Source organism: Pseudonocardia wallangbongensis (genome assembly GCF_054486945.1).
Window position 1 is genome coordinate 19,303 of the sequence record NZ_JBRERS010000015.1, and the last position, 16,655, is coordinate 35,957.

The window sequence follows — 16,655 nt, forward strand, 5'->3', positions numbered from 1 at the left end:
TACCTCCAAGACGCACTAGTTAGTCTACTTAGTGCCCCGCCCACCCTCGAGGACCCCGACCGGCACTCGACCACCCGCAATTCTTCCCGGGAATCGCGACGACCGGAATGATCGGTCATTTCGCTGCGCATCGACAACCACTGTCGGCGCACCGTCCGCGGCCGCGTCAGTCGAGGGACAGTCCCGCGGCCGGGGTCACCCGGGCGGCGCGGCGTGCGGGGAGGACGGAGGCGAGCAGGCCGGCCAGGGCGGCGAGGAGGACGACGACGCCGAGTGCCGGCCAGGGGATCCGCATGGTGGCGTGGGTGAGGGCCTGCTTCACGAACGTCTCGTAGCCGACCCAGGCGAACGCGACGCCGATCGTCGTGCCGGACAGGGTGGCCGCCACCGACAGCAGCGCCGCCTCGGCGGCCAGCATCCGCCGCAGTTGCCCGCGGGTGAGCCCGAGCGCGCGCAGCAGCGCGTGTTCGCGGGCGCGTTCGAGGACGGAGAGCCCCAGGGTGTTCGCGATCCCGACCACGTGGAAGGTGGGTTGGTCGCGCCACTGCACGTACTGCGGCCAGGTCACGTACACCGAGGCCTGGGTCCAGGTGGAGGGCGACTCCACGAGGCCGACCACTGCCAGGTCGGTCCCCGCGGCGCCCTCCCCGACCCGGATCCGGTCGCCGATCGCGATCTCCCGGGCCTGGGCGTCCCACACGTGCACCACCGCCTCGCCCGCCCGTTCCGGGAAGCGGCCCGAGACGAGCTTCTGCCAGCGCAGCTGTTCCCCGGCCGCGATCGGCCCGACGGTCGTGTCACCCCGCCAGTCGCCGGCGCGCGCCGCCAGCAGGACGCGGCCGAGCCCGGATGCGTTGTCGCCGAGTCGGTCGACGAGCGCGATCGCGTCCGACGTGTCCAGGGTTCCGGGGCAACACGACGGGCCCCGCGAGGGTTCGTCCTCGGGGGCGTCGACCACGTGGTCGGCACCCCGGTACGGCGACCCGGCGTTGTCCATGAGCCCGCTCTTGGCCCCGGCGGTGAGCACGCCGATCACGACGACGAAGGCGACCGCGACGATCACCGCGATCGCCGCGGCGACGTACCTGCGGGTGTGGGTCCACAACGACGCGAGGAAGACGGTGCGCATCAGGCCGTCCGCCCGGCCGGCGGGGTGACCGCGTCGTGGGGGTGGGTCATGCCTGCAGTAGAGGGAGCGTGGTGTCGTCAGCACGTATCGGATTTCCGATATGCCCGCGATATGCCCCGGCTCGTAGGGACGCGACGTCGGCCGCCTGCCGGGAACCCGGGCCTCCCTCCCGACGACCTCTGCCCGGGAGGTGGGACATGCTGCTCGTCCTGGCAGGGCTCGTCGCGGCGCCGGCGTGCGGGCTGCTCGCCGCGGCCGACAGCGGGTTGTACGCCTGGCTCGGGCTGCCGGATCCGGGACTGGCGCATCGCATGGTGGTGCCCACCGTGCGGGCGGTGGCCGAGCTCGGCGGCGCGGTGACGGTCGGGTCGCTGCTGTACACCGCGTTCGTCGCCCCGCCGCGGGCGCCGGGCGCGCTGGACGTCGACGGCTGGCTGGCGATGCGCCGCGCCGGCTGGTCCGCCGCCGTCGGCGGGACCGCGGCCCTCGCGCTGGTGCCGCTGCTGGCCGTCGATCTGACCGGTGCATCGCTGCCCGCGGTGCTGGGGGCGGGGTGGTGGCCGCTCGTCGTCGCGCTCGAGGAGCCGCTGGCGTGGCTCCTCACCGGAATCGGGCTCTTGCTGACGGCCGTCGGATGCCTCGTCGCGCTGACATGGCGGGCGAGCGCTCTCCTGCTGGTGCCCGCGGCCGGGTCGCTCCTACCGCCCGCGGTCGTCGGGCTGGTCGCGACGGGCGCGGACCACGACCGCGCGACGGACGCGTCCGTGCTGCACACGCTCGCCGCCGCCGCGGTGACGGGCCTGCTGCTGTCGCTGCTGCTGCACATGCGGCGCGGCGGTCCGCACCGCGTGGTGGTGGTCCGCCGCACCGGGCGGATCGTCGCGACGGCCTGGCCGGTGCTCGTCGGGACCGCGGCGGTCGCCGCTGCCGTCGGCGCCGGGGCGGCGCCGCTCTCGGCCATGGCGTGGACCGCCGTGGTCGCCGCGCAGCTCACGACGCTCATGCTCGCGGGCGGCGGCGGGCTGCTGCTGTGGCGGGCCGGACGGGTCCGGGCCGCGGCAGCCGTGCTCCTCGCCGGCGCGGTCGTGAGCCTGCTCCTGCGGGTCGTGCTCACCCGCCGGACCCCACCACGGTTCCTCGACGGCACCGACACCCCCACCGACGCCCTGATCGGCTACGACCTGCCCGAGCCGGTGAGCGCCACATCGCTGCTGCTCGACTGGCGGTTCAACCTGATCTTCGGCACGGGCGCCCTGCTGCTCGCCGCGGGCTACCTGCTGGCGGTCGGGCGGCTCGCCCGGCGCGGCGACGCATGGCCGGGCGGCCGGACCGCGGCCTGGCTCGCCGGCTGCGCGGTGCTGCTCCTCGCGACGTCCTCGGGTGTGGGGCGCTACTCGGTCGGGGTGTTCAGCGTGCACATGGTGGGCCACATGGCGCTGTCCATGCTGGTGCCGGCGCTGCTCACCCTCGGCGGCCCGGTCACGCTCGTGCTGCGCGCCCTGCCTCCGGCCGGGCGCGGGCGGCCGCCCGGCCCCCGGGAGTGGATCGCCGATGCGGCCACGTCCGCGGCCGCGCGCCGGCTGACCCATCCGCTGGTGCTGCTCACGCTGTGGGTCGGCTCGTTCTACGCGCTGTACCTCACCGGGCTCTTCGACGCCGCCGTCGAGGTGCACTGGGGCCACCAGCTGATGCACCTGCACTTCGTGCTGGTCGGCTACCTGTTCTTGTGGCCGCTGGTGGGTGTCGACCCGGCGCCGTCGCGAATCCCGCACCTGGGCCGGCTGGCCGTGCTGCTGGCGTCGATGCCGTTCCACGCGTTCTTCGCGATCACCGTGATGAGCACGTCCAGGGTCATCGGCGGTGAGTTCTACCGGCAGCTGGCCCTGCCCTGGCTGCCCGATCTGCTGCACGACCAGCAGGTCGGCGGCGGACTCGCCTGGGCCACCGCCGAGCTGCCGATGCTCCTGGTGATCGTCGCCCTGCTCGTGCGATGGTCTCGCGACGACGAGCGGGAGGCCGCCCGGCGCGACCGCCGGACCGCGACCACCGACGACGAGCTGCAGGCCTACAACGAGATGCTCGCCCGGCTCGCCGGGACGGGACCCGCGTGATCCGCGCCATCGGCGGGAACCGCACCGGGCCCGCGACCGACCCCTCCGGCGTGCGCACCGAGACGATCTCCACCGAGACGATCCCCGCCGACGGGGCGGCGGGGCCGACCACGGTGGCGCTCGCCGTCGGCGGCATGACGTGCGCCGCGTGCGTCGGGCGCGTGGAACGCCGGCTCGGGAAGCTCGACGGGGTGTTCGCGACGGTCAACCTCGCCACCGGCCGGGCCACCGTCACCCATCCCCCGGACGTCCCGGTGGCCGACCTGGTCACGGCGGTCGAACGCGCCGGATACACCGCGCAGCCGATCCTTCCGGACGCCCCCGAACCGGACCCGGACGACCGGGTGCCGGACCTGCGTAGGCGGATGGCCGTCGCGCTGCTGCTGTTCGTACCGGTCGCCGACCTGTCGATCGCGCTCTCGCTGGTTCCCGGGCTGCGGTTCCCCGGCTGGGAGATGGCGATCGCCGCGCTCGCACTGCCGGTGGTCGGCTGGGCGGCCTGGCCGTTCCACCGCACCGCACTCGCCGGCCTGCGCCACGGCAGCACGACGATGGACACGCTGGTGTCGCTGGGGATCCTCACGGCGTCGGCGTGGTCGCTGTGGGCGCTCGCCGCCGGCGCGGGGCGGCCGGACGAGACCGCGGGCTGGGCGGCGGTCCTGCATCCGAGCGGGCCGCTCTACCTCGAGGTCGCCGCCGGGGTCACGACGTTCCAGCTCGCCGGTCGCTACTTCGAGGCACGGGCCCGGCGCGCCGCGGGCGGCGCCGTGCGCGCCCTGGGCCGCCTGCGCCCGGACCAGGTGCACGTGCTGCGGGGCCGGGCGGACGCGGAGGCCGAGCACCGGGTCCCGGTGGCGCACCTGCGGGCCGGCGACCGGTTCGTCGTGCGCCCGGGCGAACGCATCGCCGCCGACGGCGAGGTCGTCGACGGGAGGGCGGCGGTCGACACCAGCACGATGACCGGTGAACCGGTTCCCGTGGAAGCCGGGCCCGGCGACCGGGTCGTCGGGGGCACCATCGCGCTCGGGGGTGTGCTGACGGTGCGGGCCGACCGGGTCGGCGAGCAGACCCGGCTCGCGGGCATGGTGCGGGCCGTGCGCGATGCGCAGGCCGGCAAGTCGGCGGCGCAGCGCCTGGTCGACCGCGTCTCCGCGGTGTTCGTGCCGGCCGTGCTCGCGCTCGCCGTGCTCACCCTCGTCGGCTGGTTGCTCGCGGGTGCGGATGCCGGTACGGCCGTCGGCCGGGCGGTCGCCGTGCTGGTGATCGCCTGCCCCTGCGCCCTCGGCCTCGCCACGCCCACCGCGATCATGGTGGCCACCGGGCGCGGCGCGGAGCTGGGGATCTTCGTGACCGGGTTCCGTGCCCTCGAGGCGGTACACGCCGCCGACACCGTGGTGCTCGACAAGACCGGCACCCTCACCACCGGCGCGATGCGCGTCACCGCGGTCTGCGCCGTCGCCGGCAGCACCGAGGAGGAGGTGCTCGCGCTCGCCGCGGCCGTCGAGCGCGCCTCCGAGCACCCCGTCGCCGCAGCGGTGCTCGACCGCGCCGGAAAGATCCCGCTGCCCGCCGTGACCGGCTTCCGCGCCCTGCCGGGCCGCGGCGCCCGCGCCGTCGTGGACGGCCGCGAGGTCGTGATCGGGAGGCCCGACCTCTTCGACGACGTCGCCGCCGTCGCCGACCGGATCGCCGGCTGGGCCGAGACCGGTGCCACGGCGGTCGTGGTCGGCGTCGACGGCGCCGTGGCCGGGGCGCTCGCCGTGGCCGACACGGTGCGGCCGAGCGCCGCCGACGCGGTCGCACAGCTGCGCGCCATGGGCCTGACCCCCGTCCTGCTCACCGGCGACGCACCCGCAGCCGCCCGCCACGTCGCCGCGATCGTCGGGATCGACGAGGTGCACGCCGGCGCCCTGCCCGGCGAGAAGGTCGAGTTCGTGCGCGGGCTCCGGGAACGAGGCCGGACCGTCGCGATGGTCGGTGACGGCGTCAACGACGCCGCCGCGCTCGCCACCTCCGACCTCGGCATCGCCATCGGGTCGGGCACCGATGTCGCGGTGCAGGCCGCCGATCTCGTCCTCGTCCGCGACGACCTGACCGTGCTGCCGACGGCGGTGCGGATCGCCGGAGCGACGATCCGCACCGTCCGCGGCAACCTCGCCTGGGCGTTCGGCTACAACGTCGTCGGCGTGCCCCTCGCCGTCGCCGGCCTCCTCAACCCCCTGGTCGCGAGCGCCGCGATGGCGCTGTCATCGCTGCTGGTCGTCTCCCACAGCCTCCGGTTGCGGTCGGCGGGATGACATGGTTGCGGCAACGACGATGTGCACCCGATAACGGCAGGTCAGGGCGGCGATCAAGGGATGATGGTCGCTGTTGAAGATCGACTAGCGACCATTTCGCCTTGATCGCCGAACGCCGCTGCGGCCGATTCGGCAACCCCGTCCCGTGGTCGGGGGGTTCCGCTGCGGTGGGCGCGCCGTACCCGACCGGCCACTGCCTGCCCCGTCTCCCGCCGCCGGCCTCGCGCGCGTTCGGCCCGGTACGTCGACTCCGTCGCCTGGGGTTGGTGGCCGGGTTGGGTGCACCACCGGATCCTGTGGATGCGTTGGCGGCCGTCCCCGGCTGTAGGGCACGCCGTTCCTCGACGAGCCTGTTGCCGCCGGGTGCGCGCGGACCATCCGATGGTCCCGTCCCCACGCCCAGCACGGCCCCGGCGAGAGTCCCGGCGCGTTCCGCGGAACCGATCCGCGCGGTCCACGGGCCCGACATCGAGTCACCGCAGCCCGGACAACTCGAACGCGAAGCCCCGCGGCAGCACCCAGCTCCGGGCGGTCGGTCGATGCACCCACGAGAGACGTGGAGCGGGCGGTTGTCCGATCCGTTCACGACGCCGGCGCCGCGATCTTGGAAGCTGAGTCCCATGTCCATCGATCTGAAGGCCGCAGCGTCCTTCCTCACGCGGCACGGACGCCTGCTCGACCGCCGCCGGTTCGAGCACCTCTGCGCGGGCGGCACACCCGAGGCCGTGCTCGCCGCGGTCGACGGGTATCGCAACCCCGACGGCGGGTACGGCTGGGGGCTCGAGCCCGATCTTCGGGCGCCGGAGAGCCAGCCCGGTGGCGCGCTGCACGCGTTCGAGGTCTTCGCCGAGGTCGGCCCGGCCACCACGCCGCGCGCGGTCCAGCTCTGCGACTGGCTCGAGACGATCACCCTGCCGGACGGCGGGCTGCCGTTCGCCCTGCCGGTCGCCGACGGCAGCGGCAGCGCGCCGTTCTGGGTCGGGGCCGACCCGACGACGTCCACGCTGCAGAGCACGGCGTTCGTCGCGGGTACCGCCCTGCGCGTCGCAGCCCACGACCCGGCCGTCGCGAAGCATCCGTGGACCGGCCGCGCCGTCGACTACTGCCTCGCCGAGATCGACGGGCTGGACGCCGCGCCGCATGCGATCGCGCTGTCCTTCGCGGTGCAGTTCCTGGACGCCCTGTCCGGCACCCGCCCCGATGCCGCCGACCGGCTGGACCGGCTGCGCCGGTTCATCCCGGACGACGGCGTCGTCCCGGTGACCGGAGGCGCGCCCGGCGAGGCGATCCGGCCGCTGGCCTTCTCGCCCCTCCCGGGACGTCCGTCCCGCCGGCTGTTCCGGCCGGAGGTCATCGACGCCGAGCTCGACCGGGTCGAGGGCGAGCAGCGCGACGACGGCGGCTGGACCGTCGACTTCGCCAGCTACTCCCCCGCCGCCGAGCTCGAGTGGCGCGGCTACGCGACCGTGGGCTCGATCTCGATCCTGCGCGCCAACGGACGCCTGAGCACCGGGTGAGCCCGTAGCCGCGCGCGACCGTCAGGGATTCGTCTTCCAGGTCCCCGCCCAGAACAGCTCGCTGGACAGGTAGCGGGAGACACCCTTGATGTTCGGCCGGGCGATCGCCGCCTTCGCCGCGCGGGCTAGCCAGATCACCGGGAGGTCGGCGTTGATCAGCTCCTGCGCCTTCTGGTAGCCGGCGATCTGCACCGCTTCGTCCGTCGAGCTCCTCGCCTCGTCGAGCACGGCGTCGACCTGCGGGTTGGAGTACCTGCCGTAGTTGTTGATCCCACCCGTGTGGAACTGGTTGAGCAGGAACGGGTACGGGTTCTCGTACGGCCCGCTGATCCACGTCGCCACCCCGAACTGGGTGCCCTGGACGACCGGCCCGATGTACGTCACGATGTCGTCGAACTGCAGGGTGACGTTGACGCCGATCGCGGCCCACTGGGCCTGCATGAACTGGCCCATCTGGTGGTCGTCGGGCGAGTTGCCGGTGTTGTAGGTGAAGTCCGGGTTCCCACCTGACGCCTTGTAGTCGGCGATCAGCTGCTTCGCCTTCTCGACGTCGTACTTCGGGTAGGCGTCGGCGGCCGCCTGGCTGTAGTACTGGTCGCCCTCGGCGAAGGCCGTCACGGCGAGGTGGCCGGCGTTGTCGTACTGCGTCGCGTTGAGCGCGTTGGGGTCGATCGCCCGGATGAGGGCCTCCCGGACGCGGCGGTCGTCCAAGGGCGCCTTGGTCATGTTGAAGTAGACGAACTGGCCGTCGCCGCCTGCTCCGTAGTACGTCACCAGGTCGGGGTTCGTCGAGGACTTCGAGACCTCGCTGAAGAACCCGCCGATGTCGAGGTCCACGTCCCCGTTGGCGACCGAGGCGTAGCGGCTGTCGGTGTCGGGCAGCGGCCGGAACTCGATCCCGTCGAGGTAGGGCTTGCCCTTGTCCCAGTAGTTGTCGAACCGCTTGACGGTGATCTTGTTGTTGGGGATCCATTCGACGAACGAGAACGGGCCGGCACCGACCGGGTGGCGCCCGTAGTCGTCGCCCCACTGCTGCACCGCGGCGGGAGAGGCGATCGTGCCGAGGTTGCCCGAGGAGAACGGCAGCGCGAACGACACCGGGAAGGAGCCGGTCGGGCGCTTCAGCGTGAAGGTGACCGTCAGGTCGTCGGTCGCGGTCATCGCGTCGATGGGCTCGGTGTAGAGGTGCCCCAGCGCGGTCGGCTCGTCCCGCTGCCGGGCGACGTTGAAGATCACCGCGTCCGCGTCGAGCGGGGTGCCGTCCTGGAACGTCACCCCGGGCCGGAGCTTCAGCACCCACGTGGTTCCGCTGTCCGGGGTCGTCATCGACTCGGCGAGCATCGGCTGGGGCACGCCCTTGCTGTCCATCTTCAGCAGCGAGTCGTACACGGCCGACGCCATGAGGTTCGACCCGATGACCGGGTCGAACGAGCGTGCTTCGGTGTACATGCCGACGGTCAGCGTCCCGCCCGGCTGCGGCGTTCCTTCCGTCGCCGGGTCGCCACCGAAGGGCTTCGACGTGTCCAGCCCAGCGGCGTCGGGCCCCTGCATGCCGACCTGAGCCCCGCACGCCGTGACCACCAGCGTGAGGAGCGCCACCATGCACAGGAGGATTCGGCGGCCTCGCGTCCGCGCACTCCCAGTTCCGTTCATCGGCCACTTCGCCTTTCGCACTCCGCCCTCACCGGACGTGCCGGCGAGGATGCCGCGGCGGCCGAGCCAATCACGACGCCGCGGCCCCACGCAGGCCAACGGGTGCAGAAGAACGTGGTGCTGAGTGCAGACGGTCAGTCGCGGACGACGACGACGGGGCAGCGGGCGTGGGTGACGGCGTGCTGGCTGACGGAGCCGAGCAGCACGCCGGTGAACCCGCCGTGCCCGCGGCTGCCGACGACGAGCAGGTCGGCGTCGGCGGCCGTCTCGAGCAGGGCCCGGGCGGGAGAGCCCTGGATCACGTGGCGCTGGACGCGCTCGGCAGCGGCCGGGTCGAGGGCGTCCGCAACGGCCTGTTCCAGCGCCTCCTCGGCGTTGGCGGCCCAGTCGATCTCGTCGATCACCGTTCCCCAGGCGTAGACGTCCGGGAAGCTCCAGGCGATCACCGCGTGCACCTCGCCGCCGGTCAGATCGGCCTGCCCCGCGGCCCAGCGCAGTGCCTGCTGGGAGGAGGGTGAACCGTCGACCCCGACGTAGATCCTGCCGTTGCTCATTCAGGTGTCCTCGATGCGCTTGCTCGGCACGGCCGATCGGCCGCGGAGCCGACGGTAGTGTCAGCGCCGCCCGGTCGTCGGGAACGGCGGGCGGAGCGCCGGGTGATGCTGGTCCACATCTGGTTGGAGCGCCGTGCCATGAAGCTCGCACACCACGGGGCCGAGCGCGCGGTCGTGTCGTGGATCGGCCACCACGCCGCCCGCACCCCGGATCGGATCGCTCTGCGCGACCTCGGCCGCGGGGTCGACGTCACCTACGGCGAGCTCGACGCCCGGATCCGGTCGCTGGCCCACACGCTGGCCGAGCGGCACGGCGTCGGGCCCGGTGACCGGGTCGCGGTGCTCTCCCGCACGGACGGCCGGGTCCTCGAGGTGCTGCACGCCTGCGCCCTGCTGGGCGCGATCGCCGTCCCGATGAACTGGCGCCTCACCGCCACCGAGCTGACGACGATCGGCCAGGACTGCACCCCGACCGTCCTGCTCGCCGAGACCTGGGCCGCGGAGACCGCCGGAGAGGTCGCGGCGGCGGTCGGCGCCCCGCTCGTCCGCTGGGCGAGCGAGCCCGGGGACGCAGACTCCTACGAGGAGCTCGCCGCCGCGGGGGCGCCCGCGACCTGGCGGCCGCCGCCGGTACACGAGGACGCCGACTGGACGATCATCTACACGTCCGGCACCACCGGCACGCCCAAGGGCGTCCGCGCCACCCACCGCGGCTCGCTCGCGACCATGCTGGGCATCGGCGCCGCGATGGGCGTGAGCCGCGGGTCGCGCTGCCTCACGGTGCTGCCCCTCTTCCACGTCGCGGGCCTGCAGCTCTTCGCCGAACCCGTGCTGTTCGCGGGCGGCGCCGTGGTGCTGGCGCGCGCGTTCGACCCGGGCCGGACCCTCGAGATGATCTGCGATCCGCACGAGCCGGTCACCCACCTCTGCGGAGTGCCTGCCCACTACCAGTTCATGCAGCAGCTGCCCGAGTTCCCGGACGCGCCGCTGCGCCCCTTCACCGCGGTCGTGGGCGGGTCCCCGGTGCCCCGCGCGCTCGTCGAGGGCTGGGCCGCGAGGGGCGTGGCGCTGACGACCGTCTTCGGCATCACCGAGGCCGGCGCCTGCGTCACGTCGATGCCGCCCGGCCGGGAGCTCGAGCGCAACGGCACCATCGGGTTGCCGATGCTCTACACGCGGTGCCGGATCCGGTCCGCCGACGGCGCCCGCGTGGCGCTCGGCGAGACCGGCGAGCTGCAGGTCGCAGGCCCGACCGTGACCCCGGGCTACTGGAACCGCCCGGACGCCACCGCCGACGCGCTCACCGAGGACGGCTGGCTGCGCACCGGCGACGCCGCCACCGTCGAGGCCGACGGCTACCTGACGCTGGTCGACCGGTGGAAGGACATGTACATCTCCGGCGGCGAGAACGTCTACCCGGCCGAGGTCGAGAACGCGCTGCACGACCATCCGTCCGTGGCGCAGGCCGCCGTGGTCGGCGCTCCCCACTCCCGGTGGGGCGAGAGCGGGGTGGCGTTCGTCGTGGCCGCGCGGGAACAGCGGGTGGACGAGCGGTCCCTCCTCGACTTCTGCGCGGAGCGGTTGGCCCGCTACAAGGTCCCGACCCGGGTGGTCGTCGTGGACGCCCTGCCTCGCAACGCGACGGGCAAGGTGCTCAAGGCGCCGCTGCGCGAGCTCGCCGGGCGCTCCGGCGCGAGCGCATGAGCGAGCTTGCGCCGGCACCGGTTGCGGCAACGACGATGTGCACCCGATAACGGCAGGTCAGGGCGGCGGTCGGGCCGGCACCGACGCGGGTGCCCGCACGCGACACCCGGGCGGGTGTCGATCGCATCCGTTCCGAGGTGAGCGGGCCCGCCCACGGGAGACGAACCGCTGCGGCGCCGGCAGTGGTGCCGCCGGTGGTGGTCGCCTGCCCGGCGCGGCTTGCGGGGATGATCACGGCTTCGGTGCGCGGGCGGCCATATCCGGCCGTGGACGCGCCGATCCGCTGATCGAGCCCCGGCGCCCGCGGGTGGCGGCGGCGTCACCCACCTCGCGCGGCGGCCTCGCCCGAGGGCGCAACGAAGACCTTGTCGACGTCGCCGCGACGTTGCGCGGCCAACGCCTCGTCGAACTCGTGGAGCCCGTAGAACGCCGCGGTGAGACGGTCGAGCCCGAGCCGGGGCAGGAGCGCCACCGCCCGCTGGTGGGTCCACGGGTTGATGACCGACCCCAGGAGCGTGAGCTCGCGGCTGAAGAGGTCGTGCGGGCGGACGGCGGCGACGTCGTCCGGTGCCGCGACGCCGAACTCCAGCACCCGGCCGCCGCGCCGGGCGAAGGTCAGCGCCTGCTCGAGCACCGTGGAGGAGCCGACCGCGTCCACGACCGCCGGGTACCCCTCGCCGCCCGTGAGGGCGAGCGCACGGCTCACCTGCTCCCGGTCGCGCGGGTCGATCACCACGTCGGCGCCCATGCGCTGCGCCAGCTCGCGCCGGGTCTCCCGCGTGTCGGCCGCGACGACGGGGGTGGCGCCGAGCAGCCGCCCCAGGGCGACCAGGACGGCGCCGGCCGGGCCGCAACCCAGCACCAGCAGTGCCTCGCCGGACACCACACCGAGGCGGTCCACCGCGTGCACGCAGCACGACACCGGCTCGCAGAGGGCGCCGACCCACGGTGTGGTGTCCGGGGGCAGTGCGTAGGCGATCCGCGCCGGCACGATCATGGACTCGGCCATCCCGCCGTCGAGGCGCACGCCGTAGCCCCGCTTGCCCGAGCACAGGTGTTCCTGCCCGGCCCGGCACCACGTGCACGCCGTGCAGTAGCGGTGGGGTTCGACCGTGACGAGGTCGCCCACCCGGGGGGTGGCCGCGCCGTCGATCCCGTCGCCGACCTCCACGACCCGGCCGCAGACCTCGTGGCCGAGCACCACACCCGGCTCGGCGGGGAACGAGCCGCCGACGATGTGCGCGTCGGTGCCGCAGACGCCGACGGCGAGTGGCCGGAGCCGGACCTCGTGCGGCGCGAGGGGCCGGTCGGCCGAGGCCGTGAGGCGGACGTCGCCGGGACCGGAGAAGCGCAGCGACCGCGTGCGGACGCGGGCGTCAGGGGTGGGCACGGAGCAGCCCTCTCAGTCGCGCGATGTGGTGGCGCGCGGCCGCCTCACCGGCGTCCGGGTCGCCGGAGGCCAGCGCCTCGAAGATCCGGCGGTGGTCGGCGACGGCCTGGGCCATCCCGCCGCTGACGCTGGTCGAGCGCATCGCGAGCAACACCTGGCCCTGGATCTCCTCGAGCATCCGGGCGAGCACCGGGCTGCCGGCCGCCTCGCGGATCTCCCGGTGGAACGCGGCGTCGACGTCGATGTGGCGGGTGAAGTCGCCGGCGGACACCACCTCGTCGTGCTCGGCCAGCAGGTCGCGGAGCCTGCGCCGGACGGCGGGTGTGAACCCCGCCGTGGCCAGGCGCGTGGCCATGCCCTCCAGTGCCTCGCGGGCGTCGTAGAGGCTGATGAGGTCCTCGCGGCTCGGCCGGCGCACCACGGCGCCCCGGTTGAACGTCTCCTCGGCGAGACCCTCGCGGACGAGTTGCAGGACGGCATCGCGCAGGGGGCTGCGGCTCAGCCCGAACTCACGGGCGATCGCCGGGACCGACAGTCGCGATCCCGGGGGGAGGTCGCCGGTGAGGATGCGGTCGCGGAGGGCGCGGTGCACCCGTTCCCCGACCCGCTCATTGGCATCGGAGGAGATCATCCCGATGCCCGGCCGGTACTGGCGGCGGGAGCGGCCGGGCGGGACGCGTCGAGGAAGGCGTCGACGAAGTGGCGGTAGCGGGCGGCCACGGCCGCCACGGCCGAGCCGTGGTCGGTCTCGCCCGCCAGCAGTGCGCGCACGGCGTCCCACCAGATGCTGCGGCCCACCGCGAAGCCGGCGAACCCCTGTCCGGCGGCGCGCGCGAGCCACGCGTCGACCTGTTCCGCCGGGGCGCCCGCGCCGAGCAGCAGGCATGTCGCGTCGTGGGTGGCGGCGAGCGCGACGGCGTCGGCGTAGCCCTGCGCCGGACCGAGGTGCTCGAGCTTCCAGACGTCGACCGGGACGTCGGCGACGATCTCCTCCATGGCCCGCAGCACCAGCTGGGGCCGGACGTCGTGCGCCCACGCGTCGGTGGCGTGCGGGGGCGGCGGGACGAGCAGTTCGAAGAGGAACCGCGAGCCCGCGTCGCGGGCAGCCCGCGCCGTGCGCGCGAGCCGGCGCCGCTGCTCCGCGTTGGCGGCGGCGTCGCCGTCGGGGTTGTAGCGGACGAGCACCTTGGCCAGGTCCGGGGTGTGGTGGGCGAGGTACGCCGGGACGTCGGGCGGTGCGTCCTCGTACACGTCGAGGCCCGCCCGCTCCAGCGGCATGCTGAGGGTCACGCCGGCGGCGCGGGCCCGCTCCGCCACCCCCGGTCCGAGCTCGTCGTCGACGAGGAGGCCGGCGGCCTCGCCGGGGACGCCGCCGTCCACCGCGGCGAGCAGCCCGTCGAGGACGGCGTGCTTCGCGCGGGTGGTGGCGGCGCGCTGGTCGGGCGTCGCGGCGCCGGTGTGCCCCCACAGGGCCTTGGTCAGCCACGGCCGCTGGTCCACGGCGAGGACGAACAGGCGAGGCGCGGTCATGCGGACGCTCCGGAGACGATGTAGGGCTTCAGCAGGTCGCCGGCCACGAAGCGGTCGAAGGCCTGCGCGAGCTCGGGCAGGGTGAGGGGGTGCGCGAGGACGTCGCGCAGGTCCGGGCCGCACCGGCGGAGCAGACCCCAGTTGCCCTCCACCTCCGCGAGCGGGAAGTAGAACGACCGGACGGTGAAGCAGTCCGTGCGCCGCCACCGCGGGGTGGCCGGCATCGTGTACGGGTCGTGCGACTCCCCCAGCGCGAGGACGGCGCCGCCGGGCACGACGACGCGTTGCGCGGCGGCCCGGGCGGGAGCGGCGCCGCTGACCTCCACGGTGATGTCGTACTGGTTCTCCGCCTCCAGGTCGACCCGCGTTCCCGCGCCGAGCCGCCCGGCGAGCGCGAGGCGTCCCGGGTGCGGGTCGACGGCGTCGACGGACTCGATGCCCAGGGCCTGCGCCACCGCGACCACGCCCAGGCCGAGCGGGCCGCACCCGACGACCAGGAGGCGCCGCGGGTGTTCCTCCTGGGTGCGCAGGGCGAGCCGGAGGCCGTGGGCGGCCGTGCCGACCGTGTCGAGGCCGAGCACCGCGACGTCCTGCGGGATGTCGTCGGGCACCGGCAGCGCGCACCGCTCGGGGACGTCGACGACGTCGGCGAAGCCACCGTCGCGCTGCCAGCCGATGAGCTCGCGCAGCTGCAGGCACCGGTTGGTCCGGCCGCGCCGGCACTGGTCGCAGTCGCCGCAGAAGACGGGGATGTAGACGATGCAGCGCGTGCCGGCGGGGAGCGAGGTGCCGCCGCCCGTCGCCACGACGGTCCCGGCGATCTCGTGCCCGGGCACGACCGCCGAGCCGCCGGCGAGCAGTCGCTTGTCGGAGCCGCACAGCGCGCAGACGTCCACACGCAGCCGGACCTCGCCCGCGGCGGGCTCGCCCAGGTCGTCGTCGGTGAAGTCGATGACCGCGTCGCCGCGGAAGCGGGCGGAGCGCCGGATCACTTGACCGCCCCGCCGGTGAGCCCCCGCACCAGCCACCGCTGCGCGAAGACGGTGAGCAGGAGCGCCGGCAGCGAGATGAGCGTGCTGGCCGCCATGAGGCCTCCGTAGTCGCTGGAGCCCTGCCCGATGAAGTTGAACGCGATCACGGGCAGCGGCAGCGTGTCGGCGTTCGCCAGTGCGAGGGCGAAGAGGAAGTAGTTCCAGGAGAAGATGAAGGACAGCGTCACCGCGACCGACAACCCCGGCAGGGCCAAAGGCAGGACGACGTGCCGAAAGCGCTGCCACACCGTGCAGCCGTCGAGCATCGCCGCCTCCTCGAGGCTCGCCGGGATGTCCTCGAAGAACGGCACCAGCAGCCAGATGCACAGCGGCAGCGTGATGATGAGGTGCGCCGCGATGAGCAGCGCGAAGTTCAGGCCGTTGTTCGACGGCGCCCCGATCTGCACCGAGAGGACGAACAGGGGCAGCACGAAGAGCACGCCGGGCGCCATCCGCGCGAGCAGCATGAGGAAGCCGATGCTCGTGGCCTTGCGCCGCACGATGACGTAGGCCGCGGGCACGCCGAGCACCAGGCCGAGCAGCGTCGAGCCGCCGGCGACGATGAAGCTGTTGCGGATGTAGTACTGGAAGACGAACCGGTCGAACAGGTTGGTGAAGTTCTCGAACGTCAGCGGCGCCGTCAGGTCGAAGATCGAGCCGGTGATGTCGACGTTGCGCCGGAACGCCGACCACAGCATGAACAGGACGGGTCCGAAGAAGACGAGCGCGGCGAGCAGGTACAGCGCGTACACCCGCACGAGCCGCCGCGCGTCGATGGGTGCGGTCCTAGTGATCAACGCTGATCCTCCGGCGCCAGAGGGTGAACGCACCGGCCATGACGACGACGAGCAGCAGCAGGCTCAGCTGCAGCGCCGCGGCGTAGCTCGCCTCCTGGTCGATGAACGCGGCGCGGTAGCCGTAGACGTTCAGGGTGTTCGTGGAGTCCACCGGGCCGCCCTGGGTCATGATGTAGACGGTGTCGAAGAACCGCACGAGGTCCACCGTGCGCAGCAGCATCGCCACCGAGATCACCGGCATGAGCAGCGGCAACCCGACGTGCAGCGCCTGGCGCCACCCCGACGCGCCGTCGATGGACGCCGCCTCGAACGGCTCCGTGGGCAGCGAGCGGATGCCCGCGGCGATGATGAGCGCCATGAACGGCGTCCACTGCCAGACGTCGACGAGCGCGATCGACCAGAGGGCGATGTCGGGATCGCCCAGCCACACGACCGGGTCGAGCCCGACGGCGGTGAGGATCTGGTTCGCTGCGCCCAGCGTGGGGTCGTAGATGAGCATCCAGACCAGCGCCACCGCGACCGACGCCGTGATCGCCGGGACGAGCATGAGTCCTTGGAAGAGCTTCCGCCCGGGGACGTCGATGCTCAGCAGGTAGCCGAGTGCGATGCCGAGCACGGTCTCCACGAGCAGGCAGACGACGAACAGGACGAGGGTGACCCGCACGGAGTTCCAGAACTCCGGGGCCTGCACCATGCGGGCGAAGTTGTCGAGCCCGACGAAACCCGCGTTGCTCCCGTCGCGCCTCCGGTCGGACAGCGACAGCCAGACGGTGTGGAGGACGGGGAGGACGGCGAGGGCAAGGGTCACGACCATCGCCGGCACCAGCAGCGGCCAGACGCCCCGGGCCACCGGGGTCGCCCCGCCGCCCCGGCGGTGCCGGGACGGTGCGGGAGCCGGTCTGGGGGCGGCAGGCGCGCTGGCCTCGCGAGTGGTCACGGTGG

Annotated in this window: 13 protein-coding genes; 4 read left to right on the forward strand and 9 right to left on the reverse strand. The window is 73.8% G+C overall.

The genetic code is table 11. From position 1 onward, the window contains the following. Window positions 1–166: 166 nt before the first annotated feature. Window positions 167–1,129: an ABC transporter permease gene (locus ACU436_RS36060; RefSeq protein ID WP_459031573.1), complete on the reverse strand. Its 963-nt coding sequence runs from the start codon at window positions 1,127–1,129 to the stop codon at window positions 167–169. A gap of 197 nt (window positions 1,130–1,326) precedes the next feature. Between ACU436_RS36060 and ACU436_RS36065 the strand changes: the two genes are divergently transcribed. The 3 genes from ACU436_RS36065 to ACU436_RS36075 all read left to right on the forward strand — a co-directional run bounded on the left by ACU436_RS36065 (window position 1,327) and on the right by ACU436_RS36075 (window position 7,054). Then, on the forward strand, window positions 1,327–3,240 hold the full coding sequence (locus ACU436_RS36065; protein ID WP_459031574.1) for a cytochrome c oxidase assembly protein: 1,914 nt from the start codon (window positions 1,327–1,329) through the stop codon (window positions 3,238–3,240). 65 nt (window positions 3,241–3,305) lie between these two features. Then, window positions 3,306–5,537: a heavy metal translocating P-type ATPase gene (locus ACU436_RS36070; protein WP_459031735.1), complete on the forward strand. Its 2,232-nt coding sequence runs from the start codon at window positions 3,306–3,308 to the stop codon at window positions 5,535–5,537. Between the two features lie 620 nt (window positions 5,538–6,157). Beyond that, window positions 6,158–7,054 (forward strand): hypothetical protein, encoded by an 897-nt coding sequence (locus tag ACU436_RS36075; RefSeq protein WP_459031575.1) that lies wholly within the window; start codon window positions 6,158–6,160, stop codon window positions 7,052–7,054. A 21-nt stretch (window positions 7,055–7,075) separates the two neighbouring features. Here ACU436_RS36075 and ACU436_RS36080 read toward each other — a convergent pair whose 3' ends face one another. After that, the gene (locus ACU436_RS36080; protein WP_459031577.1) at window positions 7,076–8,656 is read right to left on the reverse strand and encodes an ABC transporter substrate-binding protein; all 1,581 of its coding nucleotides are present in this window, start codon (window positions 8,654–8,656) and stop codon (window positions 7,076–7,078) included. 185 nt (window positions 8,657–8,841) lie between these two features. Continuing rightward, window positions 8,842–9,261, reverse strand: a complete 420-nt coding sequence (locus ACU436_RS36085; protein ID WP_459031578.1) for a universal stress protein — start codon at window positions 9,259–9,261, stop codon at window positions 8,842–8,844. Between the two features lie 105 nt (window positions 9,262–9,366). Here ACU436_RS36085 and ACU436_RS36090 point away from each other — a divergent pair, with 105 nt between their 5' ends. After that, a complete protein-coding gene (locus tag ACU436_RS36090; protein ID WP_459031736.1) occupies window positions 9,367–10,965 on the forward strand; it encodes an AMP-binding protein in 1,599 nt (532 codons plus the stop codon). A 319-nt stretch (window positions 10,966–11,284) separates the two neighbouring features. Here the strand turns inward: ACU436_RS36090 and ACU436_RS36095 are convergent, their stop codons facing one another. From ACU436_RS36095 to ACU436_RS36120, 6 genes are read right to left on the reverse strand one after another with little or no spacing between them, the layout of a single operon-like run. Next, window positions 11,285–12,355 carry an alcohol dehydrogenase catalytic domain-containing protein gene (locus ACU436_RS36095; protein WP_459031579.1) on the reverse strand — a complete coding sequence of 357 codons (1,071 nt, stop codon included), beginning with the start codon at window positions 12,353–12,355 and terminating at the stop codon, window positions 11,285–11,287. Beyond that, a complete protein-coding gene (locus ACU436_RS36100; protein ID WP_459031580.1) occupies window positions 12,342–12,986 on the reverse strand; it encodes a GntR family transcriptional regulator in 645 nt (214 codons plus the stop codon). The genes ACU436_RS36095 and ACU436_RS36100 overlap by 14 nt, the downstream gene beginning before the upstream one ends. Continuing rightward, complete coding sequence (locus tag ACU436_RS36105) at window positions 12,983–13,885, reverse strand: 2-deoxy-5-keto-D-gluconate 6-phosphate aldolase domain-containing protein (RefSeq protein WP_459031581.1); 903 nt, start codon at window positions 13,883–13,885, stop codon at window positions 12,983–12,985. Before ACU436_RS36105 ends, ACU436_RS36100 begins: the two co-directional genes overlap by 4 nt. Next, on the reverse strand, window positions 13,882–14,877 hold the full coding sequence (locus ACU436_RS36110; protein ID WP_459031582.1) for an alcohol dehydrogenase catalytic domain-containing protein: 996 nt from the start codon (window positions 14,875–14,877) through the stop codon (window positions 13,882–13,884). Before ACU436_RS36110 ends, ACU436_RS36105 begins: the two co-directional genes overlap by 4 nt. Further along, the gene (locus ACU436_RS36115) at window positions 14,874–15,713 is read right to left on the reverse strand and encodes a carbohydrate ABC transporter permease (RefSeq protein ID WP_459031583.1); all 840 of its coding nucleotides are present in this window, start codon (window positions 15,711–15,713) and stop codon (window positions 14,874–14,876) included. Before ACU436_RS36115 ends, ACU436_RS36110 begins: the two co-directional genes overlap by 4 nt. Next, entirely contained in the window at window positions 15,703–16,650 is a 948-nt protein-coding gene (locus ACU436_RS36120) for a carbohydrate ABC transporter permease (RefSeq protein WP_459031584.1), read from the reverse strand. The genes ACU436_RS36115 and ACU436_RS36120 overlap by 11 nt, the downstream gene beginning before the upstream one ends. Window positions 16,651–16,655: the final 5 nt, after the last annotated feature.